The organism is Pseudomonas sp. FG-3G (assembly GCF_901007645.1).
Classification (GTDB): Bacteria; Pseudomonadota; Gammaproteobacteria; order Pseudomonadales; family Pseudomonadaceae; genus Aquipseudomonas; species Aquipseudomonas rhizophila.
In genome coordinates, this window is record NZ_CAAKGZ010000013.1 from 1 (window position 1) to 25,314 (window position 25,314).

The following is a 25,314-nucleotide window of genomic DNA, read 5'->3' on the forward strand; positions in this document are numbered from 1 at the left end:
GAGCGAGCCTGCTCGCGATGGCGCCGGTTCTGACGCTACAAATCCCTCAGCTCGCCGAACCCTTGCCCAATCCCAGGTTCACCGCCAACCACCCATTCACCGCTTCCTCCCCAGCCTCGGCAAACACCCGCTCGAGCAATTTCACCTGCTCGCGACGCAACGCCTGTTCGAAGCGCTCGCCCTCGGCCGTCAGTTCCAGCAGCCGCTTACGCTTGTCGGTCTCGGACGCGACGCTGTTCACCAAATGCATTTCCATCAGCTGCCGCAACGGCATGTTCAACGCCTGTTTGCTCACGCCGAGCAGCGTCAGCAATTCCTTCACGCTCAGGGATGGGTAACGGGCGATAAAAAAAACGATGCGCTGATGCACCCGGCTCAGCCCGCGACGCTCAAGCATTTCATCGGCCTTGGCGGTAAACGCCTGGTAACCGAAGAAGAACGCTTCCATGGCCATTTGCTGGGAGGCCGGGTTTTTAAGGTCAAGCATGTTGACGTATCCAGAGAGGTCGGAGTAATTTCGGTCAACTAGTTTGACTCATTTTTCCAGTGACCCGCTACAGGTGACCCCCATGGCTTTTTCCGAACGTGTCTCGCGCCTCAAAAGTTCTTTGATTCGAGAAATCCTCGCCGCCGCGCAGCGTCCTGAAGTGATGTCGTTCGCCGGTGGCCTGCCGGCCGAAGCCATGCTGCCGAAAGTCGAATGGGCGGCCATGCCGGTGTCCATGGGCCAATACGGCATGAGCGAAGGTGAACCGGCCTTGCGCGAAGCCCTGGCGGCACAGGCGCGGTCATTGGGCCTGGCGTGTGAAGCCAGTCAGGTGCTGGTGGTCAGCGGCTCCCAGCAAACCCTCGACCTGGCGGCCAAGCTGCACATCGATGTCGGCACTCAAGTCATGCTGGAAGCGCCGACCTACCTGGCCGCGTTGCAGATTTTCCAGCTGTTTGGCGCCGACTGCATCACGGTGCCCCTGGAGGCCGATGGGCCTGATCTGAAACAGTTGCGAGCCCGGCTGGAACAGCATCGACCCGCGTTCATCTACCTGATTCCCACCTTCCAGAACCCTTCGGCGGTGCGCTACAGCGAAGCCAAGCGCGATGCCGTGGCGGCGCTGCTGGATGAGTTTGGCGTGACCCTGGTGGAAGACGAGCCCTACCGCGAGCTGACCTTCGACGGCGGCAGCGCCACGCCGATTGCCAGTCGCTTGAAGAAAGCCAGCTGGATCTACACCGGCACTGTGTCGAAAACCCTGTTGCCCGGGCTACGTGTGGGTTACCTGATCGCCAGCCAGGATCTGTTCCCACACCTGCTGCGGCTCAAGCAGTCGGCGGACCTGCACACCAATCGCATCGGTCAGTGGCAGGCATTGCAATGGATCGGCACCGAGCAGTACCAAAGCCATTTGAGCGAGTTGAGGGATTTTTACCGGGATCGTCGCGACCGGTTCCAGGCGGCGCTGCAAACACATTTTTCCGATATCGCGCATTGGAACGTGCCTCAGGGCGGGCTGTTTTTCTGGCTGACCCTCAAGCAACCGCTGGACACCCGCACCTTGCTCGACGCCGCGCTGGCTGCCGACGTCGCGTTCATGCCGGGAGAGCCGTTCTTTCCCGAGCCGGACAAGCATCCGGGGCACCTGCGGTTGAACTTCAGCCACATTGAGCCGGCGCGGCTGGATGAGGGGCTTAAGCGGTTGGCGGGGGTGGTGCGGGAGGCTTTGGCGGTAAAAGCAGCCTGACTTATGTGGTGACTGGACTGGCCCCATCGCGAGCAGGCTCGCTCCCACAGGGTTCAGAGTCGATCACAAAACCCAGTTATCCACAGTTCCATTGTGGGAGCGAGCCTGCTCGCGATAGGGCCCGCAAATACACCATAAAACTATCAGACTGCCGCAAACCGCTTATCCAGATAATCAATGATCACCTTGGACTCATACATCCAGGTGGTCTCGCCGTTCTCTTCGATGCGCAGGCACGGTACTTTGATCTTGCCGCCTTGCTCCAGCAGCGTCTGGCGATCCTGCTCGTTGTTTTTTGCATCCCGCAAGGCCACCGGCACGTTGAGGCGGTGCAGGGTGCGGCGGGTCTTCACGCAGAACGGGCAGGCGTGGAACTGATAGAGCGTCAGGCTGCGGGCGGCCTGATTGACTTGCGCCTGGGCTTCGGCCGGACGTTGCTTCTTGCCGGGGCGGGTGATGAAGTCGATGAAAATAATCAGCTGGCCCAGGCCAACTCGCAGCGCTTTGACGATCACGGTATTAAGCCTCACGACAGGGAAGAAGAGGGCGCGCAGCTTACCTGATTTTTCACGGGCGAAAAAAAACCGGCGATCAATGCCGGTTTTTTTCATGCGGGGGGTTACTTGATCAGGCTGAGGAACTCGCTGCGGGTCGCGGCGTTTTCGCGGAACTCGCCAAGCATCACCGAGGTGATCATCGAGGAGTTCTGCTTTTCCACACCGCGCATCATCATGCACATGTGCTTGGCTTCGATCACCACCGCCACGCCCAGGGCACCGGTCACCTGTTGGACCGCGTCGGCGATCTGGCGGCTGAGGTTTTCCTGGATCTGCAGGCGACGTGCGTACATGTCGACGATGCGTGCGACTTTCGAAAGCCCCAGCACCTTGCCACTCGGAATGTAGGCCACATGGGCCTTGCCGATGAAGGGCAGCAAATGGTGCTCGCACAGCGAGTACAACTCGATGTCCTTGACCAGCACCATTTCGCTGTTGTCGGAGCTGAACAAGGCACCGTTGGTGACTTCTTCGAGGGTCTGTTCGTAACCGCGGCAGAGGTACTGCATGGCCTTGGCAGCGCGCTTGGGCGTGTCGAGCAGGCCCTCGCGGGAAACGTCCTCGCCCAGTTGGCCGAGAATCGCGGTGTAATTCTGTTCCAGAGACATGAAACTACCTGTGGGATTTTACGCAAAGGGCAAGGGTACGGTGGCGGACACGGCGCTGCAAGCTCGGCAATCGGGTGCTACTCGTCGCGGCCTTCCATCATGGTGCGCTTGAGCATCACGTACACCGCCCCGGCGCCACCGTGTTTCGCCTGGCAGGAGGTGAAGCCCAGCACTTGCGGGTGCTGGCGCAGCCAGGTGTTGACGTGGCTCTTGATCATCGGCCGCTTGCCGTCCAGCCGCACGGCCTTGCCGTGGGTGACGCGCACGCAGCGGATTTCGAATTTGGTGGCTTCGGCCAGGAAGGCCCAGAGGGTTTCCCGGGCTTTTTCCACGGTCATGCCGTGCAGGTCGAGGCTGCCTTCGAAGGGGATCTGGCCGACCTTCAGCTTGCGCATCTGGCTTTCCTGAACGCCGTCGCGAGCCCACATCAGCTCGTCTTCAGGACCTACGTCGATCACGAACTGGTCGGACAAGCCATCCACGGTGGTGGCGTCGGTGCGCACCGTGGCGGCCTGGCGCAGCTTGGCGATTTGTGCGCGATCCGCCTTGGGTTTGCCGGTTTCGGCACGGTCGTGCTTGATCGGTTTAACGCCCTGGATCGCACTTTTGAACAGGGAAAAGTCGTCGTCTTGCATGTCAGCCTCCGCGAAGGCCGGCCAGTTTACCCAACTCCTGCGGGATCCGGCGCGACAAAACGTCGGGCGGCGGGTCAGTCGTGCTTTTTCATCAAGTGAGGAGCCATGGCCAGCTCCAGGGATTGGCGGGCCCGACGGCGGCAAAGGCGCCACAGCCACACGCCCAACAGCAGTACCAGCAAACCGATCACCAGAATGATCGTGGAGCCGAGCGGGGTTGCGTTCAACTCGCCCAGGGCGGGCGGGCGACCCAGCAGGCTGGCGGCGCCCGCCATCGACAGCAGTACACCGAGCGTTGCCAGGAGCGCCGCGAGCGCGGCACCGAAACGCAAGCGCCAGTTGCTCGGGCCTTTGGGCCGCAAGCGACGTGCGTCAAAACCATCGGATAACTTCATTCCGACCTTCCTCAATGGGTATCGGCCCTTCGACCGGAAGATGTTCGGGTTGTTCCTGACACTACGGCAATTGCGGCAAATGAGAGGCTTTTGCGGATAAGCGGCGCAACGGGCCGCTTATCGAAGGGGTGTCAGATGAAATCGCGGGTCAGGGCCAGGGTGGCGAAGTTGTCCGCCATGATCGCCATTTCGGTCTGGTGCACGTGTTCGGCGCTCAGGACTCCGCCCTTGTGCGGCAGATCGCGAGTGGCGCAGGCGTCTTCGACCAGAGTGCAACGAAAGCCCAGGTTCTTGGCGGCACGCACGGTGGTGCTGACGCTGGAATGGCTCATGAAACCACAAACGATCAGGTCCAGGGGGCCGAGGTCCTCCAGGCGCTTTTTCAGTTCGGTGCCGTGAAACGCGCTGGGCAGCAGTTTTTCCACCACGGTTTCGTCGCCCTGGGGTTCCAGGCCGCTAATGAACTCCCCGCGTTCGCCCTGTGGGTCGAATAGCCCGCCATGGGTGCCCAGGTGACGCACATGCACGATCGGCCGGCCGGCAGCACGGGCCGCGCCGAGCAATTGCTTGATGTTCGCGACCGCCGCATCCATGCCACTCAACGCCAGGGGGCCGGCGAGGTATTCTTTCTGGGCATCGATGATGATCAGCGTCGCTTGACTCAGATTGGCCGCTGCGTAACCGCGACCGCTGAGTTGAAACATCGTTTTTGGAACGGACATTCTGGGGCTCCTTCGAGTGGGGCTTTTGCGACATTCTCCTCTGGCTGAGCGGTTCTGTGAATCGCTTCCATCGCAAGGGCCGTCGTTGCTGGCCTACAGCCTTGTCAAGATGTCTGTCTTGTTCAATAGTCAGCGCGAAAAACGGATAAATCCTACATCTGCCCCGTCCTTTTTCGTGCGTGTTTGAGGTGTGTTTGAGGCGTGCTTTGGTGAGGGGAGTGTTTGGCTGGTAGACTCGCCAGTCGTTTTTTCTGGAGTTTGCCGCCGTGATCACTTCCCGTCTCCGTACCCTGCGCGACCATATACGTTGGGCCGTCAGTCGTTTCCATGGAGAGGATCTGTTTTTCGGCCATGGCACCGACAATGCGTGGGATGAAGCCCGGCAACTGGTGTTGGGCGCGTTGCATCTGCCGTGGGAGATTGCCGATAGCTACCTGGACTGCCGTCTCGAAGATGAAGAGCTGGTCCATGTGCAACGCCTGCTGCGCCGACGCATCGCCGAACGCATCCCGGCGGCCTACCTGCTGGGTGAAGCCTGGTTCTGCGGAATGTCTTTCATCGTCGACGAGCGCGTGCTCATTCCACGCTCGCCCATTGGTGAACTGATCGAAAACCGTTTTGCGCCCTGGCTGGGTCAGGAACCGGCACGGATTCTCGACCTCTGCACCGGTTCCGGCTGCATCGGCATCGCGTGCGCTTTCGAATTCCCGGAGGCGGAGGTGGTGCTGGCTGACCTGTCGTTCGAAGCGTTGGAAGTGGCCAACCAGAACATCGAGCGTCACGGCGTCGACGAGCGCGTGTTCACTGTCCAGGGGGATGGTTTCGAGGGCTTGCCGGGCCAGCGTTTCGACCTGATCGTGTCGAACCCGCCCTATGTCGATGCCGAAGATTTCGCCGACATGCCCCAGGAGTATCAGCACGAGCCGGAGCTGGGCCTGGCCTGTGGCGATGATGGCTTGAACCTGGTACGCCGGATGCTGGCCGAGGCCGCCGACCATCTGACCGAGAAGGGTTTGTTGATTGTCGAGGTGGGCAACAGCCAGGTCCACGTCGAGGCGTTGTATCCGGAAGTCGATTTTGCCTGGCTGGACTTCGAACGCGGCGGGCATGGTGTGTTCATGCTCAGCGCCGAACAGTGCCGTCAGCATCAGGCGTTGTTTGCTTCGCGGGTTTGACGACAATTGATCTGACGGAGCCGTCCTTGTGGCGAGGGGATTTATCCCCGCTGGGCTGCGTAGCAGTCCTGAACCCCGCCACCGCGATGTGTCAGGCAAATCGCATTCAGCTCTTTAAGGGCTGCTACGCAGCCCAGCGGGGATAAATCCCCTCGCCACAGGTAAAGTTTTGTCAAACGCCCTGCGGCAGTAATCAACTACGCGTCGCAATCCAGATCAACAACCCGGCCTGGAACATGGCAAATGCCACCAGGCAGGTGATGGTGAAACGCAGGCCGTTGTCTTCGCGTTTGAACTTGGCGACCTTTTCTTCCTGCTGCTTGAGTTTGACTTCCTGCTCCGCCAGGTTCTGCTCGGCTTGCTGGAGCATTTGCGCGGCTTCGAGAATTTCCACGAACTGCAGTTTTTCGGTGTTCCAGTCCCCCAGCAGATTGCCAACCTGGGCTGGCTTGACGCTGCCTTTGAGGTGCTGGGCGTCGGCGTAGACCACTTCGAAACCATGAGCTTTCAGGAAGTGGTCGCGGCGCAGGCGGGTGTCTTCGTTCAGCGCGTCCTTGTTATTCAGGTCGCTGCCATCGACCCGGTAGCTCGACCAGCGCTTCTTGGCCCAGGTAATGCCCTGTGCGGCGAGGAAGCGGCCAATGCCACGGTTCAGCGGCTCGACCTGCAAGCTGTCCGGGGAAAAATACAGGCGTTTATCGACGTGGTCGGCCCAGACGTCCAGGTGATTCTGTTCCTTGCGCACCCGCTGGCCCGGCAACTGGATGCTCATGCGCAGCAAACTGCGCTCCTTGCTGTGGCGCTCGGCATAGCTGAATTCGACAAACCGCAGCGGCCGCGCACCCGTGGCACGGTCGGTCTTGAGCGGTGCCAGCCGGAGCATTTTATGGTGCTCGGCCTGCACATCCGCCCAAGGCAGCTCCGCCACTGGAGCGGCGGGCGTTTCGGCGGGGGTGTCGGGTGAAGTTTGAGTGTCAGTCATAACGGCAAAATCCTGTCCAGGCCGGCCCGTCGGCAGCCATGGCGCTGTCCGACACCGGTCTATCGGCCGTTTTTGCCAGGACTGGAGGGGAAAAACCGCTTATCGAGCGGGTAATGAGCTAATAAAACCCAGAATGTGCGTGCCCAGTTCGGCCGCCAGGGGCAGGTTTGGATTTTTGTAGGAGGCCAATTGCCGCTCCATGTCGTTGGGGACGATGCGCATGACATGGTTCATGCCCTTGATCAGCGCCAGCTCGGCGTCGGGTTTGGCAGCTTGCAACTGCCTGGCGTCATCGACGCTGACTTGAATGTCATGGCTGCCCTGGATAATCAACGCTGGCATCTTCAGCGCCGCGAAAGCCTGGGCCGGCGCCTGGCGGAACAGCGAGATCAGGTAGGGCTGCACGCTAGGGCGAAAGATGACCTGCAGTTGCGGCGGCACATTTGGGTCGAGCCGACCGGCCTTGAGGCTGTCCAGCAGCTCATTGGCGCGCACCATCAGGGGGGGAGGCAGGCGGCTGCTCAGTTGTTGACGCAGCACCTGGTCGATCGGCCGGGCACTGCCGGACAGCGAGATGACCGCAGCTGCATTGGCCTGGGGCGCGGCGAGACTGGCGATCAACGCGCCTTCGCTATGACCCAACAGGATCAACGGACCCATTCGCGGATCGGCAGCCAGTTTGCGGCTCCAGGCCACGGCGTCGGCCACGTAGGCTTCGACGCTCAGGTTGCGTTCGTCCGGGGTCGCCGCAAGGCTGGCGGCCACCCCGCGTTTGTCATAGCGCACGCTGGCGATGTTGTGCTTGGCCAGCACCCAGGCCAGGCGCTTGAGGCTATCGTTGCGCCCGCCGTCGGGGTTGTTTCCGTCACGGTCGGTAGGACCCGACCCGGAAATGATCAGGACAACCGGCACCGGTGCGTCGGATTTGGGTAACAGCAGCGAGCCGAAAAGCTCGCCGTTGCCGGTGTCGAGGCTGATCGGTCGTTGCAGGACGGTGGCCTGGGCCAGGCTGGAAAGCAGGCCGGTCAACAGGGCAAGGCTCAAGGCAAGCAGTTTTAACATCATCACGCCATTAGTTACGAAGGTGCCGGTTGGACTGACAGGCATCGATAAGGTTCGAGGATGAACTCGTCGGGGAGCCTGCGTATACTGGCGCCCACTACGAATCCAAGGTTGAGTCTCTCAGCGTTTTTCACGGAGCACCCTGCATGTCCGGCAATACCTACGGCAAGCTGTTCACCGTTACCACCGCGGGCGAAAGCCATGGCCCGGCGTTGGTCGCCATTGTCGACGGCTGTCCGCCGGGCCTGGAGATTACCCTGGACGATCTGCAGCGTGACCTGGACCGGCGCAAGCCGGGCACCAGCCGCCACACCACCCAGCGCCAGGAAGCCGATGAAGTCGAAATCCTCTCCGGCGTGTTCGAAGGGCGCACCACCGGCTGCGCCATTGGCCTGCTGATCCGCAACACCGACCAGAAGTCCAAGGACTACTCGGCCATCAAGGATCTGTTCCGCCCGGCCCACGCCGACTACACCTACCACCATAAATACGGCGAGCGCGACTACCGTGGCGGCGGCCGCAGTTCGGCCCGGGAAACCGCCATGCGCGTGGCGGCCGGCGCGATTGCCAAGAAGTACCTGGCCAGCCAGGGCATCGTGATTCGTGGCTATATGAGCCAGTTGGGTCCCATCGAAATCCCGTTCAAGACCTGGGATTCGGTGGAACAGAATGCCTTCTTCTGCCCCGACCCGGACAAGGTGCCGGCCCTTGAGGCCTACATGGACCAATTGCGTCGCGACCAGGATTCGGTCGGCGCGAAGATCACCGTGGTGGCCGAAGGTGTGATGCCGGGCCTGGGCGAGCCGATCTTCGACCGGCTCGACGCCGAACTGGCCCACGCGCTGATGAGCATCAACGCGGTGAAGGGTGTGGAAATCGGCGCCGGTTTCGCTTGTGTCGCCCAGCGTGGCACCGAGCACCGCGACGAACTGACCCCGCAAGGTTTCCTCAGCAACAATGCTGGCGGCATCCTCGGTGGCATTTCCTCGGGCCAGCCGATCGTGGCGCACCTGGCATTGAAGCCAACCTCCAGCATCACCACGCCGGGGCGCTCCATCGACATCCATGGCAACCCGGTGGACGTCATCACCAAGGGCCGTCATGACCCGTGCGTCGGCATCCGCGCCACGCCAATCGCCGAGGCGATGATGGCGATCGTGCTGATGGACCACCTGCTGCGTCATCGCGGCCAGAACGCCGATGTGCGAGTCAGCACCCCGGTGCTGGGCCAGCTTTGATGGCTGACCTGCCGACCGCCGTGGCCTGACGACCATGGCGGCTCTGCCGTACTGGCGGCTCTCCAGTTTCTATCTGTTCTATTTCGCGCTGCTCGGTTCGACGGCGCCGTTTTTGGCGTTGTATTTCGATCACCTGGGGTTCAACGCGGCGCGCATCGGCGAGCTGGTGGCGATCCCCATGCTGATGCGCTGTGTGGCACCGAACATCTGGGGCTGGCTGGGGGATTACACCGGTCAGCGCCTGGCGATCGTGCGTTTTGGCGCCATTTGCACGCTGCTGACGTTCTCGCTGATCTTCATCGACCAGAGCTACGCCTGGCTGGCGCTGGTCATGGCGCTGCACGCGTTCTTCTGGCACGCGGTGTTGCCGCAGTTCGAAGTCATTACCCTGGCCCACTTGAGCGGGCAAACTTCGCGCTACAGCCAGATCCGCCTGTGGGGCTCCATCGGCTTCATCATTACCGTGGTTGCGCTTGGCCGGCTGTTCGAATGGTTGAGCCTGGACATTTACCCGGTGGCGCTGGTGCTGATCATGGGCGGCATCGTGCTCGCCAGCTTCTGGGTCCCCAATGCCCAGCCGACACAGGGGCCGCGAGTCGCGGGGGAAGGTTTTCTGCGGCAATTGCGCAACCCTGGGGTGCTGGCGTTCTATGGGTGCGTGGGGCTGATGCAGGTCAGCCACGGGCCGTATTACACCTTTCTGACGCTGCACCTGGAAGGCCTGGGTTACAGCCGCGGGTTGATCGGTATGCTCTGGGCCATTGGCGTGGTCGCGGAAGTCTTGATCTTCCTGCTGATGAGCCGGATCCTGGCGCGGTTTTCCGTGCGTCGGGTGCTGCTGGTGAGTTTCCTGCTGGCGGCGTTGCGTTGGCTGCTGCTGGGCTCACTGGCCGAATTTCTCTGGGTCCTGTTGTTTGCCCAGGTGCTGCACGCGGCGACCTTCGGCAGTTTTCACGCCGCTGCCATCCATTTCGTGCAACGTAGCTTCGGCCCACGCCAGCAAGGCCAGGGCCAGGCATTGTACGCCGCCCTGGCCGGCATGGGCGGGGCGTTGGGCGCGTTGTATTCCGGCTACAGCTGGAACGCCCTGGGTGCCAGTTGGACTTTCAGCATCGCCAGCCTCGCAGCCTTCGCTGCAGCCGTTATCATTGCCACACGTATGCAAGAGGACAGGCCATGAGCCTTACCCGTGAACAGCTCGCCCGGGAAATCATCGACGCCGGGCGTTTTTTGTATGGCCGCGGCTGGTCCCCGGCCACCAGCAGCAATTATTCGACCCGGCTTGCCCCTGACCAGGCCTTGCTCACCGTGTCCGGCAAGCACAAGGGGCAACTGGGCCTGGATGATGTGCTCGCCACCGACCTGGACGGCAACAGCCTGGAGCGCGGCAAGACACCCTCCGCCGAAACCCTGCTGCACACCCAGCTGTATCGCTGGCGCCCGGAGATCGGCGCGGTGCTGCACACCCATTCGGTGAATGCCACGGTGTTGTCGCGCCTGACCCACCAGGCTTTCATCGACTTTGAAGACTACGAACTGCAAAAAGCCTTCAGCGGTGTGTCGACCCACGAATCCTGTGTCCGCGTGCCGATTTTCGACAACGACCAGGACATCGCGCGCCTGGCCGGCCAGGTGCAGCCGTGGCTCGAGGCTCACCCCGATTGCGTCGGCTACCTGATTCGCGGGCATGGCCTGTATACCTGGGGGCCGAGCATGAACGATGCCCTGCGCCAGATCGAAGCGTTCGAGTTCCTGTTTGAGTGTGAGCTCAAGACCCGCGCACTCCTGAACCGTTAATTTGCTGGAGCCCTAACCATGAGCAGCCTGTCCGTCTACCACGTCTCAAGCCCCGACATTCCGAACAAGGTGCTGACCCATTTCGAAGACATCGCCGCGACCCTGGCCGATAAAGGTGTTCGCTTCGACCGCTGGGAAGCGGCGGCGAAAATCCAGCCCGGCGCCGGCCAGGACGAAGTGATTGCCGCCTACAAGACCCAGATCGATCGGTTGATGACCGAGCGCGGCTACGTCACGGTCGACGTCATCAGCCTCAACAGCGATCACCCGCAAAAAGCCGAACTGCGGGCCAAATTCCTCGATGAACATCGCCATGCTGAAGACGAAGTACGATTTTTCGTCGCCGGCCGTGGCCTGTTTACCCTGCACATCGACGATTACGTCTACGCCGTACTGTGCGAAAAGAATGACCTGATCTCGGTGCCTGCGGGCACGCCGCACTGGTTCGACATGGGCGAGCATCCACATTTCGTTGCCATTCGCCTGTTCAACAACCCGGAAGGTTGGGTCGCGAAGTTCACTGGCGACGACATCGCCAGCCGTTTTCCGCGCCTGGAGGACTGAGCCTGTGTCGATCAAAGCCATTCTCACGGACATCGAGGGCACCACCAGTGCGGTGAGTTTCGTGTTCGATGTGTTGTTTCCCTATGCCGCCAGACATCTTCCGGATTTCGTTCGTCAGCATGCCAACCGCGCCAACGTCGCCGAGCAATTGGCAGCGGTGCGTCAGGACAATGGTGAGCCGGGGGCTGACATCGAGCGCGTCATCGCGATCCTGCTGGAGTGGATCGCCGAAGACCGCAAGGCCACGCCGCTCAAGGCGTTGCAGGGCATGGTCTGGGAGCAGGGGTATCAGGCGGGGCAGTTGAAAGGGCACGTTTACCCGGACGCGGTGCAGGCACTGCAGCGCTGGCATCAGCAAGGTTTACGGCTGTTCGTTTATTCCTCGGGCTCGATCCAGGCACAGAAGCTGATTTTCGGCTGTTCCGAGGCTGGCGATCTGTCGCCGTTGTTCAGTGGTTATTTCGACACCACATCGGGACCCAAGCGGGAAGTCCAGTCCTACCAGCGCATCAGCGCGGCGGTGGGCGTAGCCCCGGAGGAGATTCTGTTTCTGTCGGACATCGTCCAGGAACTGGATGCGGCCCGTGATGCCGGCATGGCTACGTGCGGAGTGGCGCGCGAGGGCGGTGAGCTGCAAGGGCATGTCACGGTGGACAGTTTTGCCCGGATCGATCCTGCGCGTTTTTGATAGAGGACTGTGGGAGCGAGCAAGCTCGCTCCCACAACACGATCAGGCGCTGTGATAGGTCGGCAGCGCAAAACGATGCTGGCTTTGCAGCATGGCGATCTGCGGCAACTCGCTGGCCTGTTCCGCCAGGTCGCGACGGATTGCGCTGATTGCCCAGGACAGTTGGTCCCCGGCGTGCAACTGGGCGTAGGAAATTGTGCGTTTAAACAGTTTGCCTTCGCTGTTGCGCAAGGTCAGCAGGATACCGCCATCCGGGCGGGCCTGAGTGGTCACTTCGTAGTTGGAGAAGAGGGACGCAAACTTTTCTTGAATCATGTTCATATTTGACTGCTCCATGGTGGTGGCAAACCGTGGAGAGGTAGTTGCAGTGTCTGTGCCAGCGTTGGGCTTGATTAAAAAGCGTTATAAAACAATCAGTTAACAATTCCCCCTATTTTTGCTTTCGTGCAACTTGCATGAATGGCCATCGTGCATCCTGCATTTTGCGTGGTCGGCTGATCTTTTGTTGAACCAAATGGATTTCTGGCGCTCATGCTCCGCCTGTCCGGAACGGTGGATACAAAACATTGCAAAAACCGCATGTACAGCGCCGGAATCGCTGGCGTAATTTCGAGCGCAATTGAGCTCCAGCCTGACAACAAGAACCCAGACCCACGAGGTCGAACGGGAGTGACCATGAGTCGTACATCCAGCGACGCCATTACCTGGGGCAAGATGCTGCGCAAGCTACCCACTATTGCCAGAGCCATTCCCCGTATCGTCAAAGGCATGAAGCTCGCCAACGTCCAGGACCCGACCCAGCCTTGCGGCCTGGGCTGGTGTTTCGAACAGGCCACCCAGCGCAATCCCCAAGGGCCGGCGTTGTTGTGTGGCGACACGGTATTGAGTTACGCGCAGGCCAACGAACAGGCCAATCGCATCGCTCATTACCTGTTGGCACAGGGCATCGGCAAGGGCGACTGCGTGGCGATTTTCATCGAGAATCGGCCAGAGATGCTGGTGACGGTGCTGGCGGTGGCGAAGGTCGGTGCGGTCAGCGCCATGGTCAACACCTCGCAGACCGGGGACGCGCTGGTGCACAGCCTGGCGTTGGTCACGCCTGTCGCGGTGGTGGTCGGGGCAGAACGGGTCGCGGCCTTCAACGACGTGCGAGCCCGCACCTCACTGTCCGGCCACCGAACCTGGTGGGTCGCCGACCAGGACAGCGCCGTCGTTCCTTCAGGTTTTGTCGATCTGATAAGTAGCAGCGCCAGCCATCCAGGCGAGAACCCGGCCAGCAGTCAGCAGGTTTTTTTCAACGACCCATGTTTTTATCTCTACACCTCGGGCACTACCGGGCTGCCCAAGGCCGGGGTGTTTCGCCACGGGCGCTGGATGCGCACTTCCACCAGTTTCGGCCTGATCGCCCTGGACATGCAGCCCGCGGATGTCTTGTATTGCACGCTGCCGCTGTACCACGCCACGGGCCTGTGCGTGTGCTGGGGAGCGGCGATCTGCGGCGCCTCGGGGTTTGCGATCCGGCGCAAGTTCAGCGCCAGCCAGTTCTGGAGTGACGTTCGCCGTTACCGGGCCACCACCCTGGGCTATGTCGGTGAATTGTGTCGCTACCTGGTCGACCAGCCCGCCAGTGCCGAGGACCGGCGGCACGAGGTCCGGAAGATGATCGGCAACGGCTTGCGCCCCGGGGCATGGTCGGCCTTCAAGACGCGTTTTGGTGTCGACCATATCTGCGAGCTGTACGCGGCCAGCGACGGCAATATCGGCTTCACCAATGTGCTGAATTTCGACAATACCGTCGGATTTTCCCTGATGGGCTGGGAACTGGTGCAGTACGACCATGACAGCGGGGCGCCGTTGCGCAACCTGCAAGGCCGGATGCAGAAAGTACCCAAGGGCGAACCGGGCCTGCTGATGGCGCGCATTGACGACAAGGCGCCGCTGGACGGTTACACCGATCCGGCCAAGACCGAAAAAACCATCTTCAAGGACGTCTTCGTTCCTGGTGACCGTTACTTCAATACCGGTGACCTGCTGCGCAACATCGGCTTCGGCCATGGGCAGTTCGTTGATCGCCTCGGTGATACCTATCGCTGGAAGGGCGAGAACGTCTCCACCACGGAAGTTGAAAACGTATTGCTACAGCACGCGCAAATCGCCGAGGCGGTGGCTTATGGCGTCGAAATCAATGGCACCAATGGCCGCGCCGGCATGGCGGCGATTACTCCGTCCGAATCCCTGGCTACCCTGGATTTTGCTGAGCTGTTGCAATTTTTGCAGTGCAAGTTGCCGGCCTATGCGGTGCCGTTGTTCTTGCGCATCAAGGTAAAAATGGACACCACCGGCACCTTCAAATACCAGAAAAACCGCCTCAAGAGCGAAGCCTTCGACCCGTGCGCCACGGACGATGAGCCGGTCTACGCCTGGCTGCCCGGCACCGCGACCTACGTGCGGGTCGACCGGCAACTGGCGGCGCAGATTCAGCAGGGACAGTACCGTTATTGATTCTGACTATGCACGGTGCAGAGAAAAAAGGGATGACAGGCCTGGAGTCCCTCGGGAAACTAGCCGCTTTGCGAAGACTTAAGTGGAGTTTCCCATGTCCGATACAAGCCGCCAGATGACCCCGGAAGAGGCTGCGGAGTTTGCCGAACAGGTGTTCAATGTCGCACGCCAGGGTGACGCCGCCATGATGGCCGCCTTGCTGAGCAAAGGTTTGCCCCCCAACCTGCGCAATCACAAGGGTGACACCTTGCTGATGCTGGCCGCTTACCACGGGCATGTGGAGACGGTGAAGGTATTGCTGGAAAACAAGGCTGATCCGGAAATCCGCAATGACAATGGCCAGAGCCCGATTGCCGGTGCGGCGTTCAAGGGCGACCTGGCCGTGGTCACCGCGCTGGTAGACGGCGGGGCGCAGGTGGAAGGCTCGTCCTTCGATGGTCGCACCGCGTTGATGATGGCGGCGATGTTCAATCGTGTGGAGATCGTCGATTACCTGATCAGCAAAGGCGCCGACCCCAAGGCCAAGGATGCAAACGGCGTCTCGGCGCTGGATGCAGCCAGGACCATGGGCGCGGTGGATACCACGGCGCAGTTGGAGAAGTTGTTGGGTTGATCCCTATCTTTTAGGGCTGCTTTGCAGCCCAGCGGGGATAAATCCCCTCGCCACAAAAGCTCCCAGGCCACAGCTTTCTGACTCAATCAATGTGATGCGCTATCCTGCGCGCCCTCAAAACCCAATCGCCACAGGATTTTCCCCATGAAAGCCGCACTCGTCGAACTCATCAGCAAAATAAGCTCCGGCTGCCTGGGCGATGCGGACGTTGCGAAAATCGCTGACGAAGCGGCCCAGGCCTACGCCGACCCGGCGGCTTTTCTGGCGGCCAACCCGGACATCAACTACGACGACAGCTTTCCGATTCCACTGGGGGAGTGGGTGGTGGTGGGGAGTCTGCCGGACACCGTGTTGTTTCAGGCCGACTCTTATGTAGAGCTGTTCGAACAGATCGTTGCCTCGTTCGGGCCCGGTGTGGCCTTCAACCTCAAGCCCAAGCAACTGGCGAAAACCGAAGCCCTGACGGCGCTCAATCGCATCCAGATCCAGATGAGCAGTCTGAACAAGGAAAACGGCGGTTATGTGCTGATGAATTTCAGCCAGTTGCTCGACGATGAACTGCAAATGGTTCTGGTGTATGGCAACGACGTGCCGCGCGTGCTGGAGCTGTGCGCCGAAGTCGGCATCGCCGCCGCGCCGGCCCTGGAAGCGTTGAAGGTTGCGATCCACGTCTGACGCAATAAAACGGAACCCTCGCCGGGCCCCCGCTATCCTAAGTGGGCATATCACCATCTGGGAGCGACACCATGGGTTCCACCTTCAACGGCCTGATTGGTCTGATCATCCTGGCGCTCGATATCTGGGCGATCATCAATGTGCTCAAGAGTGGCGCGGGAACGGGGGCAAAAGTCCTGTGGGTGCTGTTGATCCTTCTGTTGCCGGTGCTGGGCCTGATCATCTGGGCGATTGCCGGGCCGCGAGGCAACGTGCGGATCTGATCGCTTTTTGATGTTGCCCGGCAGGCCTCGGCCGCCGGGCATTGCGACCCTGTCGCGACGGTATCAGGCCGTCGCCAGTGCGTGTTTTTTCGAGGTCTTCAGGAAACTCAGCAAGGCCAGCAGCGGGAAGCCGCTGCCGACGATCACCACCCATAACCAGCCGCCGTGCTCGTACACCGCGCTGGCAATCGATGAACCAAACGCGCCGCCGACGAAGATGCTGGTCATGTACAGCGCATTGAGACGACTGCGGCTTTTGGCGTCGAGGGCATAGATGGTGCGCTGGCCCAGGACCATGTTCATCTGCACACAGAAATCCAGCACCACGCCCGTAACCGCCAGGCCGATGACGCTGTAGAGCGGATGGATGAACGCTGGCAGAAAACTCAGGCTGGCCAACAGCATTGCCAGCAACGAAGCGATGCGGGTATGACCGGCATCCGCCAGGCGACCGGCAATGGGCGCGGCGATGGCGCCAATGGCACCGACCAGGGCGAACAGGGCGATTTCAGTTTGCGACAGGCCATGATTGCGCGACAGTTCCAGCGGCACGGCGGTCCAGAACAGGCTGAAGGTGGCGAACATGCAGGCCTGGTAAAAGGCTCGTTGGCGCAACAATGGCTGCTGGCGCAACAGGGTGCCGAGCGAGCCCAGCAGCTGGCCATAAGAGGCGCTGTGGTCGGGTTGGCGCTTTGGCACGGTCAATGCGAGGACGATGCTGATCGCCGCCATCAAGGCGGCGGCGATCATGAACATCGCCCGCCAGCCGAAGTGATCGGCCACCACGCTTGAGATCGGCCGCGCCAGCAGGATCCCCAGCAGCAGGCCGCCCATGATCCCGCCCACGACCCGCCCTCTGGACTCTTCCGGGGCCAAGTGCGCGGCCAGCGGGATCAGCACCTGCACCGACACCGAACTGAAACCCACCAGCAGCGAGACCAGCAGGAACACGTTCGGCTGGTCGGTGAACGCTGCCGCCAACAGACTGGCAATCGCCACAACGGTGGTGAGGATCATCAGGCGACGGTTTTCCAGCAGGTCCCCCAGTGGCACGAGGAAAAACAGGCCCAGGGCATAACCGATCTGAGTCAGCGAGACGATCAGGCTGGCCATGGTGCTGCTCAGGCCGACGTCGGGTGCGATCAGTTCGATAATGGGCTGGGCGTAGTAGATGTTGGCGACAATGGCGCCGCAGCAGAAGGCGAAGAGCAGGACCATGCCGCGAGTCAGGCTTGTACCGGCGGGCACGGAGGAGGGATGGGCACTCATGGCAATCTCATTAGTAGCTTGAAAGGATGGCGTGAGGCTAAAGAGTTAGCGGGCTCTGGAACAGGCTTTGTGGCTGATATCGGACATGCTTGCTATTGATGATGAAACAGGCGTGATCGTTCCCACGCGGGGCCTGGGAACGATCAAATGTGGATAGGACGTTATTGCCCGCTGTAGATCTGGTCGAAAACCCCACCGTCATTGAAGTGAGTCTTCTGCACTGTGCGCCAGTCGCCGAAGGTTTTTTCCACGGGCAGGAAGTCCACTTTCGGGAAACGGTCGGTGTATTTGGCGAGTACCGCAGGGTCCCGTGGGCGCAGGTAGTTGGCGGCGGCGATTTCCTGGCCTTCGGGCGACCACAGGTACTTGAGGTAGGCCTCGGCGGCCTCGCGAGAACCTTTCTTCTCGACCACTTTATCGACCACGCTCACCGGTGGCTCGGCTTCGGCAGAAACGCTCGGGTAGATCACCTCGAACTGGTCGCGGCCAAATTCGCGGGCGATCATCTCGGCTTCGTTTTCAAAGGTCACCAGCACGTCGCCGATCTGGTTGGTCATGAAAGTGGTCGTCGCGGCACGGCCACCGGTATCCAGTACCGGCGCCTGCTTGAACAGTTTGCCGACGAAGGCTTTGGCGTTGTTCTCGTCACCGCCATTCTTGAGCACATACCCCCAGGCCGACAGGTAGGTGTAGCGACCGTTGCCGGAGGTCTTTGGGTTGGGCACGATCACCTGCACGCCGTCCTTGAGCAGGTCGGGCCAATCTTTCAGCGCTTTCGGGTTGCCCTTGCGCACGATGAACACGGTGGCCGAGGTGAACGGGGCACTGTTGTTCGGCAAGCGGGTGACCCAGTTTTCGGGCACCAGTTTGCCGTTATCCGCCAGGGCATTGATGTCGGTGGCCATATTCATGGTGATGACGTCAGCTGGCAGCCCGTCGATCACCGAGCGAGCCTGCTTGCTGGAACCGCCGAAAGACATCTGCACGATGATGTTTTCGTTGTGCTCGGCCTGCCAGTGTTTCTGGAAAGCCGTGTTGTAGTCCTTGTAGAAATCGCGCATCACGTCATAGGAAACGTTGAGCAGGGGCGGGGCGGCGTGGGCCAGGCTGCCAAAGGTCAGGCCAGCGGCGAGAAGGGAGGCACCAAAGAAGTTCTTCACTGCGAATTCCTTTTTATTTGAAAGGGGTTCCGGGCAATTAGCCGGCACACTAGCGGCAAGCCAATAGGCCATCAAGCATTAAAAAGTGCTTTGCTTATTCCAATTTCTTAAACAGTGCATTGCCGCAACGGGAGCAGAACGCAGCTCCATGATCGTGGTTGTTTTTGCTGCAGACCGGACAATCATGCTTGAGCTGGTCACCGCGCATGGCCGTGGCCAGCTCAGCGGTGAAAATGCCCGTCGGCACGGCGATGATCGAGTAACCGGTGATCATCACCAGGGACGAAACCACCTGGCCCAACGGTGTCTTGGGCACGATATCGCCAAAGCCCACGGTGGTCAGTGTGACGATGGCCCAATAGATGCCCTTGGGAATGCTGGTGAAACCGTTCTCGGGACCTTCGATGACGTACATCAAGGTGCCGAACACGGTCACCAGGGTCGAGACGCTGACCAGGAACACGATGATTTTCTGCTTGCTGCCCCGCAGCGCCGCCAGTAGGTAGTTGGCTTGCTTGAGGTAAGGGCTGAGCTTGAGCACGCGGAATATCCGCAGCATGCGAATGATGCGAACGATCAGCAGATACTGGGCGTCGCTGTAGTACAGCGCCAGGATCCCAGGCACGATCGCCAGCAAGTCCACCAGGCCGTAGAAGCTGAACGCATAGCGCAGGGGCTTGGGCGAGCAGTACAGGCGCAGGCCATATTCGACGATGAAGATGAAGGTGAACCCCCATTCGATGGCGGCCAGCAGGGAGGCGTAGTTCTGGTGCACGCTGTCGATGCTGTCGAGCATCACGATCACCAGGCTGGCGAGGATGATCAACAGCAGTGTGCTGTCGAAGCGCCGGCCGGCCACGGTGTCGGTCTGGAAAATGATCACGTAGAGGCGTTCACGCCAGTTGCTGCTATCCATAACCTTCGCCTGAACCAATAGTCAGCGAAGCCTAGGGTGATTGCCCCGCAAAGCGCAAGGCGCAGTGTCCCGACTGGCCTGTTGCCACACTCGGTGGGTGGCATGAACCAGCCAGCAGGCCAGGATGAAGGGCGCGGTCAGCGGCGCCAGACCGAGGGCAAGAAAGCCCGGTGTGAGTATGAGCGCCAGCACAATACCCGCCAGCGGCAACCATCGCTGGCGGCGTTGTTGGCTGAGGGCCAGCGCCACCAGGGCCGGGTTATAACCGCCGAGCCCCGACAGGGCTTGGGTCGTGTCGTGATGCAGCAGGGAGAACCCCAGGCCTGCGGCTGAACCCAGCATCGCCCACCCGGCGGCGCGTGGATTGGCAATCAACAATCCCACAGCGATCAGCGCACCGGCGAATGGCTGGTCGAGAAACATGACCTGACCGAGTCCGCTCCAACAAGCGGCCAGCAAATCGGGCATCGTCAGTTCAACTGAAATGGGTGAGGGCTGTGCCGGGGCAAAACTCAGCAGCAACCAGCCCAGCGCCACGAACGGCGCGGTGTAGGCGGGCAGGCACTGAGGGCCACGGCTGCGCTTGAGCCATTGCTCGGTCAACATCGCGCTGAGGCCGCCGCTGGCAATAATCAATGGCGGCAACACGGCTGACCAGGGTAACGCGAGGCTCAATAGCAAGCCCAGCAGGATGCCGTTGTAACTGAACAGTCCGGCCTGTCGATCAACCTTCGCATAACCGCGTCGCTGGGCGGTGAGCAACCCGGCCACGCCGCCGAGTAACGCACCGCCAAACAAGGCGGGTGCGGTGAAGAGAATCGCCAGCAGGCACAGCAGACCGCACAGCGGATGACGCTGGAGGAAAATCTGGCTGAAGCCGTTGAGCAGGGCGGTGGCCCAGTCGGGGCAGTGGGTGTAGGGCATGGTGGGTATGTCTGATGGGACGGAGTTGCCCTTATCGCGAGCAAGCTCGCTCCCACACTGGATTTGCGGCGATCACAAACCCCTGTGGGAGCGAGCTTGCTCGCGATGAGGCCAGTACAAACGCTAGATCAACGTCTCGATGCGCAGCGAATTGGTCGACCCCGGCTGCCCGAACGGCACGCCGGCTGTGATCAGCAGGGTGTCGCCGCGTTGGGCCATGCCCTGGGCCTGGGCGATTTCCAGGGCGGTGGAACACACTTCGTCCACCTGGCGCAGCCGATCGTTGACCACCGAATGCACGCCCCAGGCCACGGTCAGACGGCGGGCTGCTTGCAGGTTGGGCGTGAGGTTGAGGATCGGCACCGTCGGCCGCTCCCGCGCCGCCCGCAGGCTGGAGCTGCCCGATTCGCTGTAGTTCACCAGCACCGCCACCGGCAGCACGTTGCTGATACGCCGGATTGCGCAACTGATGGCGTCCGACGCCGTGGCTTCGGCCTTCGGCCGGCTGACATCCAACTGCGCCTGGTAATCCGGGCCGTTCTCCACCTGGCGGATGATCTTGCTCATCATCTGCACGGCTTCGAGGGGGTAATCGCCCGACGCGGTTTCCGCCGACAGCATCACTGCATCGGCCCCTTCAGCCACGGCGTTGGCCACGTCGGTGACTTCGGCTCGGGTGGGTGCGGGAGAAAAACGCATGGATTCGAGCATCTGCGTGGCCACCACCACCGGTTTACCAAGGGCGCGGCAGGTGCCGATGATGTTCTTCTGGATCTGCGGCACGCTTTCGGCCGGTACTTCGACACCCAAGTCACCCCGGGCAACCATGATCGCGTCGCTCAGTTCGGCGATCTCCCGAAGCTGGGTCACCGCCGACGGTTTCTCGATCTTGGCCATCAGGAATGCCTTGTCGCCAATCAACGCACGCGCCTCGCGGATGTCCTCGGGGCGCTGCACGAACGACAGCGCCACCCAGTCCACGCCCAGCTCCAGGCCAAAGCTCAAGTCGCGACGGTCCTTGGCGGTCAGCGGGCTCATGTCGAGCACGGCCTGGGGCACATTCACGCCTTTGCGGTCTGACAGTTCGCCGCCGTTGAGCACTTGGGTGTCGATGGCATCGGCGTGTTTGGTGGTCACACGCAGGCGCAGCTTGCCGTCGTCCAGCAGCAGGTCCATGCCCGGCTCCAGGGCCGCGATGATCTGTGGGTGGGGCAGGTTGACCCGCTGTTCATCGCCGGGCGTGGCGTCCAGATCCAGGCGCAGGGCCTGGCCGCGTTGCAGCAGCACTTTGCCGTCGGCGAATGTACCCACGCGAAGTTTCGGGCCCTGCAAGTCCATCAGAATGCCCAGTGGGTAGTTGAGCTGCTGCTCGACGTCACGAATCCACTGGTAGCGCTGGGCGTGGTCGGCATGCTCGCCGTGGCTGAAGTTCAGGCGGAAAATATTCACGCCGGCTTGCACCAGTTCACGGATGTCATCGATCCCACGGGTTGCGGGGCCAAGGGTCGCGAGAATCTTGACCTTTTTATCAGGCGTCATGTTTGGGGTTCTCAAGAATCAGGATGGCGCGAAAGTCGTTGACGTTGGTGCGCGTCGGCTCGGTAACGATCAACGCCTCCAGCGCGGCGAAGTAGCCGTAGCCATTGTTATTGTCCAGCTCGTCGCTGGCGCTCAGGCCCAGTTCGGCGGCTCGGCGATAGCTGTCCGGGGTCATGATGGCGCCGGCGTTGTCTTCGGAACCGTCGATGCCGTCCGTGTCACCGGCCAGTGCGTAAATGCCGGGATGGCCCTTGAGGCTGTCGGTCAGGCTGAGCAGGAATTCTGCGTTGCGTCCGCCCCGGCCATTGCCGTGCACGGTGACTGTGGTTTCGCCGCCGGAGAGGATCACGCATGGCGCCGCCAGAGGCTGGCCGTGCAGGGCGATTTGCCGGGCGATACCGGCGTGGACTTTGGCCACTTCCCGGGATTCGCCTTCCAGGTCGCCGAGGATCAACGGGCTGAAACCGGCCTGGCGGGCTTTCACCGCCGCCGCTTCCAGTGATTGTTGGGGACGGGCGATCAATTGGAAGTGACTGCGGGCCAGGCGCGGGTCGCCGGGTTTGACGGTTTCCGATTCCGGGCTTTGCAACCAGTTGCGCACCGAGGCCGGTACTTCAATGTTGTAGCGCTTGAGGATCGCCAAGGCTTCGGCCGACGTACTGGGGTCGGCCACGGTGGGGCCGGAGGCGATGACCGTGGCGAGGTCGCCGGGCACATCGGAAATCGCGTAGGTGTAGACCGTCGCCGGCCAGCAGGCCTTGCCCAGGCGCCCGCCCTTGATTGCCGAGAGATGTTTGCGCACGCAATTCATCTCGCCGATGGTGGCACCGGACTTGAGCAAAGCCTTGTTGATCGATTGCTTGTCGGCCAGGGTGATGCCAGCTGCCGGCAGCGCCAGCAACGCCGAGCCGCCGCCGGACAGCAGGAAAATCACCCGGTCGTCTTCGTTGAGGTTGCTGACCAGCTCCAGCACCCGTTGGGCCACCGCCAGGCCCGCCGCATCAGGCACCGGGTGAGCGGCTTCCACTACTTCGATCTTCTGGCAAGGCGCGCCATGGCCGTAGCGGGTCACCACCAAACCGGTGACGTCGCCCTGCCAGCAGCGCTCGACCACCTGCGCCATCGCCGCGGCGGCCTTGCCGGCGCCGATGACGATCACCCGGCCGCTGCGATCGCTGGGCAGATACTGTTCAAGGACATGCTGCGGATGGGCCGCATCGATGGCTGTGGCAAACAGCTCGCGCAGCAATTGTTGCGGATCGACCGACATGGCGGACTCCCGATTTTTATTATTGGATGAAGCGACTCGATTCCCTGTGGGAGCGAGCCTGCTCGCGATGGCGTTAATCCAGTCACTTTATGTGTTGAATGTAAGACCGCTATCGCGAGCAGGCTCGCTCCCACAGGGGTTAGTGCAGGTTTACTTGTCGCGAATCGAGAAATTCGCCATGTGCTCCAACCCCTTGATCAACGCCGAGTGATCCCAGTTGCTGCCGCCGATGGCCGCGCAGGTGCTGAAAACTTGCTGGGCGTTGGCGGTGTTGGGCAGGTTGATGTTCAGCTCCTTGGCGCCTTGCAGGGCCAGGTTCAGGTCCTTCTGGTGCAGGCTGATGCGGAAGCCCGGATCGAAGGTGCCCTTGATCATGCGCTCGCCGTGTACTTCCAGGATCTTCGAAGAGGCAAAACCGCCCATCAACGCTTCGCGAACCTTGGCCGGATCGGCGCCGTTTTTCGCGGCGAACAGCAGGGCTTCGGCCACGGCCTGGATGTTCAGCGCGACGATGATCTGGTTCGCCACTTTCGCGGTCTGGCCGTCGCCGTTGCCGCCCACCAGGGTGATGTTCTTGCCCATGGCCTGGAACAGCGGCAGGGCGCGCTCGAAAGCGCCGCCGTCGCCGCCGACCATGATGCTCAGCGTGGCGGCTTTGGCGCCGACTTCACCACCGGACACGGGGGCATCGAGGTATTGCGCACCTTTTTCATTGATCCTGGCCGCGAACGCCTTGGTGGCGGTGGGGGAGATCGAGCTCATGTCGATGACCACCTTGCCCGTGCTCACGCCCGCCGCGACGCCATCGGCGCGAAACAGCACGTCATCGACCTGCGGGGTGTCCGGGACCATGACGATGATGAACTCGGCTTCCTGGGCGACTTCCTTCGGGTTGGCCAGCGCCACCGCGCCGCCGGCCAGCAGATCGGCGGGGGCCGGGTCGTGGTGCTGGCTCAGGAACAGATTGTGCCCGGCCTTTTGCAGGTTCATTGCCATGGGGTGGCCCATGATGCCGGTGCCGATGAATCCGATTTTAGCCATGAGAAAATCCTCTCTTATTTAGATGTCCCGGGTCTCTGTGGCGAGGGAGCTTGCTCCCGCTGGGTCGCGAAGCGGCCCCAGAAATCCATGTTGGGTGAAAAATCATGCGTCTGCTTCGCAGCCGAGCGGGAGCAAGCTCCCTCGCCACAAAGGCCGTATCGGGTCAAATCGCGTTATGGCTTTTCAGCCACCCCAGACCCGCTTCCGTGCTGGTCAGCGGCTTGTATTCGCAGCCGACCCAGCCCTGGTAACCGATGCGGTCCAAGTGTTCGAACAGGAAGCGGTAGTTGATCTCGCCGGTTCCCGGCTCGTTGCGTCCCGGGTTGTCCGCCAGTTGCACATGGTTGATCTGACCCAGGTGCGCCGACAGGGTCCGGGCCAGGTCGCCTTCCATGATTTGCATGTGGTAGATGTCGTATTGCAGGAACAGGTTGGCGCTGCCCACCTGCTCGCGGATCGACAGGGCCTGGGCGGTGTTGTTCAAGTAGAAACCGGGAATGTCGCGGGTGTTGATGGCTTCCACCACCAGCTTGATGCCTTTGGCCTGCAGCTTCTCGGCAGCGTATTTCAGGTTGGCGACGAAGGTTTTCTCCACCAGGGCCTTGTCGCAGTTCTGCGGACAAATGCCGGCCAGGCAGTTGACCTGGGTGTTGCCCAGCACCTGGGCATAAGCGATCGCCAGGTCAACGCCCGAGCGGAACTCTTCAACCCGGTCCGGCAGACAGGCAATGCCGCGCTCGCCCTTGGCCCAGTCTCCGGCCGGCAGGTTGAACAGCACCTGGGTCAGGCCATTGGCCTGGAGCAGCGCCTTGAGCTCGGCGGAGCTGTAGTCATAAGGGAACAGGTATTCGACACCCGTGAAACCGGCGTTGGCGGCCGCTTCGAAACGGGCGAGGAAATCCTGCTCGGTGAACAGCATGGACAGGTTGGCTGCAAAACGCGGCATGGTGGTCTCCTATAAATAGTTGGCAGGCCCCCTGTGG

28 protein-coding genes are annotated in these 25,314 nt (G+C 61.4%); 11 read left to right on the top strand and 17 right to left on the bottom strand.

Features of this window, described 5'->3' with window-relative positions:
• Positions 1–46 precede the first annotated feature (46 nt).
• Entirely contained in the window at positions 47–487 is a 441-nt protein-coding gene (locus tag PSEUDOMOFG3G_RS06000; RefSeq protein WP_047229629.1) for a MarR family winged helix-turn-helix transcriptional regulator, read from the bottom strand.
• An 82-nt stretch (positions 488–569) separates the two neighbouring features.
• Here PSEUDOMOFG3G_RS06000 and PSEUDOMOFG3G_RS06005 point away from each other — a divergent pair, with 82 nt between their 5' ends.
• Positions 570–1,736 carry a PLP-dependent aminotransferase family protein gene (locus PSEUDOMOFG3G_RS06005; RefSeq protein ID WP_139049417.1) on the top strand — a complete coding sequence of 389 codons (1,167 nt, stop codon included), beginning with the start codon at positions 570–572 and terminating at the stop codon, positions 1,734–1,736.
• A 143-nt stretch (positions 1,737–1,879) separates the two neighbouring features.
• Here PSEUDOMOFG3G_RS06005 and PSEUDOMOFG3G_RS06010 read toward each other — a convergent pair whose 3' ends face one another.
• The 5 genes from PSEUDOMOFG3G_RS06010 to PSEUDOMOFG3G_RS06030 form a co-directional block, all read right to left on the bottom strand.
• Complete coding sequence (locus PSEUDOMOFG3G_RS06010; protein ID WP_047229660.1) at positions 1,880–2,251, bottom strand: glutathione S-transferase N-terminal domain-containing protein; 372 nt, start codon at positions 2,249–2,251, stop codon at positions 1,880–1,882.
• Between the two features lie 104 nt (positions 2,252–2,355).
• Positions 2,356–2,901 carry a GTP cyclohydrolase I FolE gene (folE, locus tag PSEUDOMOFG3G_RS06015; protein WP_003204506.1) on the bottom strand — a complete coding sequence of 182 codons (546 nt, stop codon included), beginning with the start codon at positions 2,899–2,901 and terminating at the stop codon, positions 2,356–2,358.
• Between the two features lie 77 nt (positions 2,902–2,978).
• Entirely contained in the window at positions 2,979–3,536 is a 558-nt protein-coding gene (locus PSEUDOMOFG3G_RS06020) for a Smr/MutS family protein (protein ID WP_025214971.1), read from the bottom strand.
• 74 nt (positions 3,537–3,610) lie between these two features.
• Positions 3,611–3,931, bottom strand: a complete 321-nt coding sequence (locus PSEUDOMOFG3G_RS06025) for a hypothetical protein (RefSeq protein ID WP_047229627.1) — start codon at positions 3,929–3,931, stop codon at positions 3,611–3,613.
• Positions 3,932–4,062: 131 nt separating this feature from the next.
• The gene (locus PSEUDOMOFG3G_RS06030; protein ID WP_047229626.1) at positions 4,063–4,653 is read right to left on the bottom strand and encodes a cysteine hydrolase family protein; all 591 of its coding nucleotides are present in this window, start codon (positions 4,651–4,653) and stop codon (positions 4,063–4,065) included.
• 266 nt (positions 4,654–4,919) lie between these two features.
• On the opposite strand from PSEUDOMOFG3G_RS06030, the gene prmB reads away from it, so the two are divergent.
• Positions 4,920–5,828: a 50S ribosomal protein L3 N(5)-glutamine methyltransferase gene (gene prmB, locus PSEUDOMOFG3G_RS06035; RefSeq protein ID WP_047229625.1), complete on the top strand. Its 909-nt coding sequence runs from the start codon at positions 4,920–4,922 to the stop codon at positions 5,826–5,828.
• 193 nt (positions 5,829–6,021) lie between these two features.
• Here prmB and PSEUDOMOFG3G_RS06040 read toward each other — a convergent pair whose 3' ends face one another.
• Together PSEUDOMOFG3G_RS06040 and PSEUDOMOFG3G_RS06045 are read right to left on the bottom strand one after the other, a co-directional pair.
• Positions 6,022–6,810 carry a hypothetical protein gene (locus PSEUDOMOFG3G_RS06040; RefSeq protein WP_047229624.1) on the bottom strand — a complete coding sequence of 263 codons (789 nt, stop codon included), beginning with the start codon at positions 6,808–6,810 and terminating at the stop codon, positions 6,022–6,024.
• 99 nt (positions 6,811–6,909) lie between these two features.
• Complete coding sequence (locus PSEUDOMOFG3G_RS06045; protein ID WP_139049511.1) at positions 6,910–7,875, bottom strand: alpha/beta hydrolase; 966 nt, start codon at positions 7,873–7,875, stop codon at positions 6,910–6,912.
• 143 nt (positions 7,876–8,018) lie between these two features.
• Between PSEUDOMOFG3G_RS06045 and aroC the strand changes: the two genes are divergently transcribed.
• The 5 genes from aroC to mtnC are packed head-to-tail and all read left to right on the top strand — an operon-like array spanning position 8,019 to position 12,159.
• Positions 8,019–9,110 carry a chorismate synthase gene (gene aroC / locus PSEUDOMOFG3G_RS06050; protein ID WP_139049418.1) on the top strand — a complete coding sequence of 364 codons (1,092 nt, stop codon included), beginning with the start codon at positions 8,019–8,021 and terminating at the stop codon, positions 9,108–9,110.
• A 34-nt stretch (positions 9,111–9,144) separates the two neighbouring features.
• Positions 9,145–10,290 carry an MFS transporter gene (locus PSEUDOMOFG3G_RS06055; RefSeq protein WP_047229622.1) on the top strand — a complete coding sequence of 382 codons (1,146 nt, stop codon included), beginning with the start codon at positions 9,145–9,147 and terminating at the stop codon, positions 10,288–10,290.
• Complete coding sequence (locus tag PSEUDOMOFG3G_RS06060; RefSeq protein ID WP_107321768.1) at positions 10,287–10,907, top strand: methylthioribulose 1-phosphate dehydratase; 621 nt, start codon at positions 10,287–10,289, stop codon at positions 10,905–10,907. The genes PSEUDOMOFG3G_RS06055 and PSEUDOMOFG3G_RS06060 overlap by 4 nt, the downstream gene beginning before the upstream one ends.
• A gap of 18 nt (positions 10,908–10,925) precedes the next feature.
• The gene (locus PSEUDOMOFG3G_RS06065) at positions 10,926–11,471 is read left to right on the top strand and encodes an acireductone dioxygenase (RefSeq protein WP_139049419.1); all 546 of its coding nucleotides are present in this window, start codon (positions 10,926–10,928) and stop codon (positions 11,469–11,471) included.
• Between the two features lie 4 nt (positions 11,472–11,475).
• Positions 11,476–12,159: an acireductone synthase gene (gene mtnC / locus PSEUDOMOFG3G_RS06070; RefSeq protein WP_139049420.1), complete on the top strand. Its 684-nt coding sequence runs from the start codon at positions 11,476–11,478 to the stop codon at positions 12,157–12,159.
• Positions 12,160–12,201: 42 nt separating this feature from the next.
• Here the strand turns inward: mtnC and PSEUDOMOFG3G_RS06075 are convergent, their stop codons facing one another.
• A complete protein-coding gene (locus PSEUDOMOFG3G_RS06075) occupies positions 12,202–12,480 on the bottom strand; it encodes a DUF3509 domain-containing protein (protein WP_042732342.1) in 279 nt (92 codons plus the stop codon).
• Positions 12,481–12,834: 354 nt separating this feature from the next.
• Here PSEUDOMOFG3G_RS06075 and PSEUDOMOFG3G_RS06080 point away from each other — a divergent pair, with 354 nt between their 5' ends.
• From PSEUDOMOFG3G_RS06080 to PSEUDOMOFG3G_RS06095, 4 genes are all read left to right on the top strand, one after another.
• Complete coding sequence (locus PSEUDOMOFG3G_RS06080) at positions 12,835–14,661, top strand: long-chain-acyl-CoA synthetase (RefSeq protein ID WP_139049421.1); 1,827 nt, start codon at positions 12,835–12,837, stop codon at positions 14,659–14,661.
• A 94-nt stretch (positions 14,662–14,755) separates the two neighbouring features.
• Positions 14,756–15,274 (top strand): ankyrin repeat domain-containing protein, encoded by a 519-nt coding sequence (locus PSEUDOMOFG3G_RS06085; RefSeq protein WP_047229617.1) that lies wholly within the window; start codon positions 14,756–14,758, stop codon positions 15,272–15,274.
• A gap of 144 nt (positions 15,275–15,418) precedes the next feature.
• Positions 15,419–15,949 carry a hypothetical protein gene (locus tag PSEUDOMOFG3G_RS06090; RefSeq protein WP_139049422.1) on the top strand — a complete coding sequence of 177 codons (531 nt, stop codon included), beginning with the start codon at positions 15,419–15,421 and terminating at the stop codon, positions 15,947–15,949.
• 71 nt (positions 15,950–16,020) lie between these two features.
• A complete protein-coding gene (locus tag PSEUDOMOFG3G_RS06095; protein WP_047229615.1) occupies positions 16,021–16,212 on the top strand; it encodes a PLDc N-terminal domain-containing protein in 192 nt (63 codons plus the stop codon).
• Positions 16,213–16,275: 63 nt separating this feature from the next.
• Here the strand turns inward: PSEUDOMOFG3G_RS06095 and PSEUDOMOFG3G_RS06100 are convergent, their stop codons facing one another.
• The 8 genes from PSEUDOMOFG3G_RS06100 to hyi form a co-directional block, all read right to left on the bottom strand.
• Complete coding sequence (locus tag PSEUDOMOFG3G_RS06100) at positions 16,276–17,481, bottom strand: MFS transporter (protein ID WP_076383802.1); 1,206 nt, start codon at positions 17,479–17,481, stop codon at positions 16,276–16,278.
• A 161-nt stretch (positions 17,482–17,642) separates the two neighbouring features.
• The gene (locus tag PSEUDOMOFG3G_RS06105; protein WP_139049423.1) at positions 17,643–18,641 is read right to left on the bottom strand and encodes a sulfate ABC transporter substrate-binding protein; all 999 of its coding nucleotides are present in this window, start codon (positions 18,639–18,641) and stop codon (positions 17,643–17,645) included.
• 94 nt (positions 18,642–18,735) lie between these two features.
• Positions 18,736–19,557, bottom strand: a complete 822-nt coding sequence (locus PSEUDOMOFG3G_RS06110) for an ion transporter (RefSeq protein ID WP_139049424.1) — start codon at positions 19,555–19,557, stop codon at positions 18,736–18,738.
• Positions 19,558–19,578: 21 nt separating this feature from the next.
• Positions 19,579–20,481, bottom strand: a complete 903-nt coding sequence (locus PSEUDOMOFG3G_RS06115; RefSeq protein ID WP_139049425.1) for an urea transporter — start codon at positions 20,479–20,481, stop codon at positions 19,579–19,581.
• Between the two features lie 123 nt (positions 20,482–20,604).
• Entirely contained in the window at positions 20,605–22,020 is a 1,416-nt protein-coding gene (gene pyk, locus PSEUDOMOFG3G_RS06120; RefSeq protein ID WP_047229610.1) for a pyruvate kinase, read from the bottom strand.
• Positions 22,010–23,290: a glycerate kinase gene (locus tag PSEUDOMOFG3G_RS06125; protein ID WP_047229609.1), complete on the bottom strand. Its 1,281-nt coding sequence runs from the start codon at positions 23,288–23,290 to the stop codon at positions 22,010–22,012. The genes pyk and PSEUDOMOFG3G_RS06125 overlap by 11 nt, the downstream gene beginning before the upstream one ends.
• Positions 23,291–23,440: 150 nt before the next feature.
• Complete coding sequence (locus PSEUDOMOFG3G_RS06130; protein ID WP_139049426.1) at positions 23,441–24,331, bottom strand: 2-hydroxy-3-oxopropionate reductase; 891 nt, start codon at positions 24,329–24,331, stop codon at positions 23,441–23,443.
• Between the two features lie 163 nt (positions 24,332–24,494).
• Positions 24,495–25,277 (bottom strand): hydroxypyruvate isomerase, encoded by a 783-nt coding sequence (gene hyi / locus PSEUDOMOFG3G_RS06135; RefSeq protein WP_139049427.1) that lies wholly within the window; start codon positions 25,275–25,277, stop codon positions 24,495–24,497.
• Between the last annotated feature and the right edge of the window lie 37 nt (positions 25,278–25,314).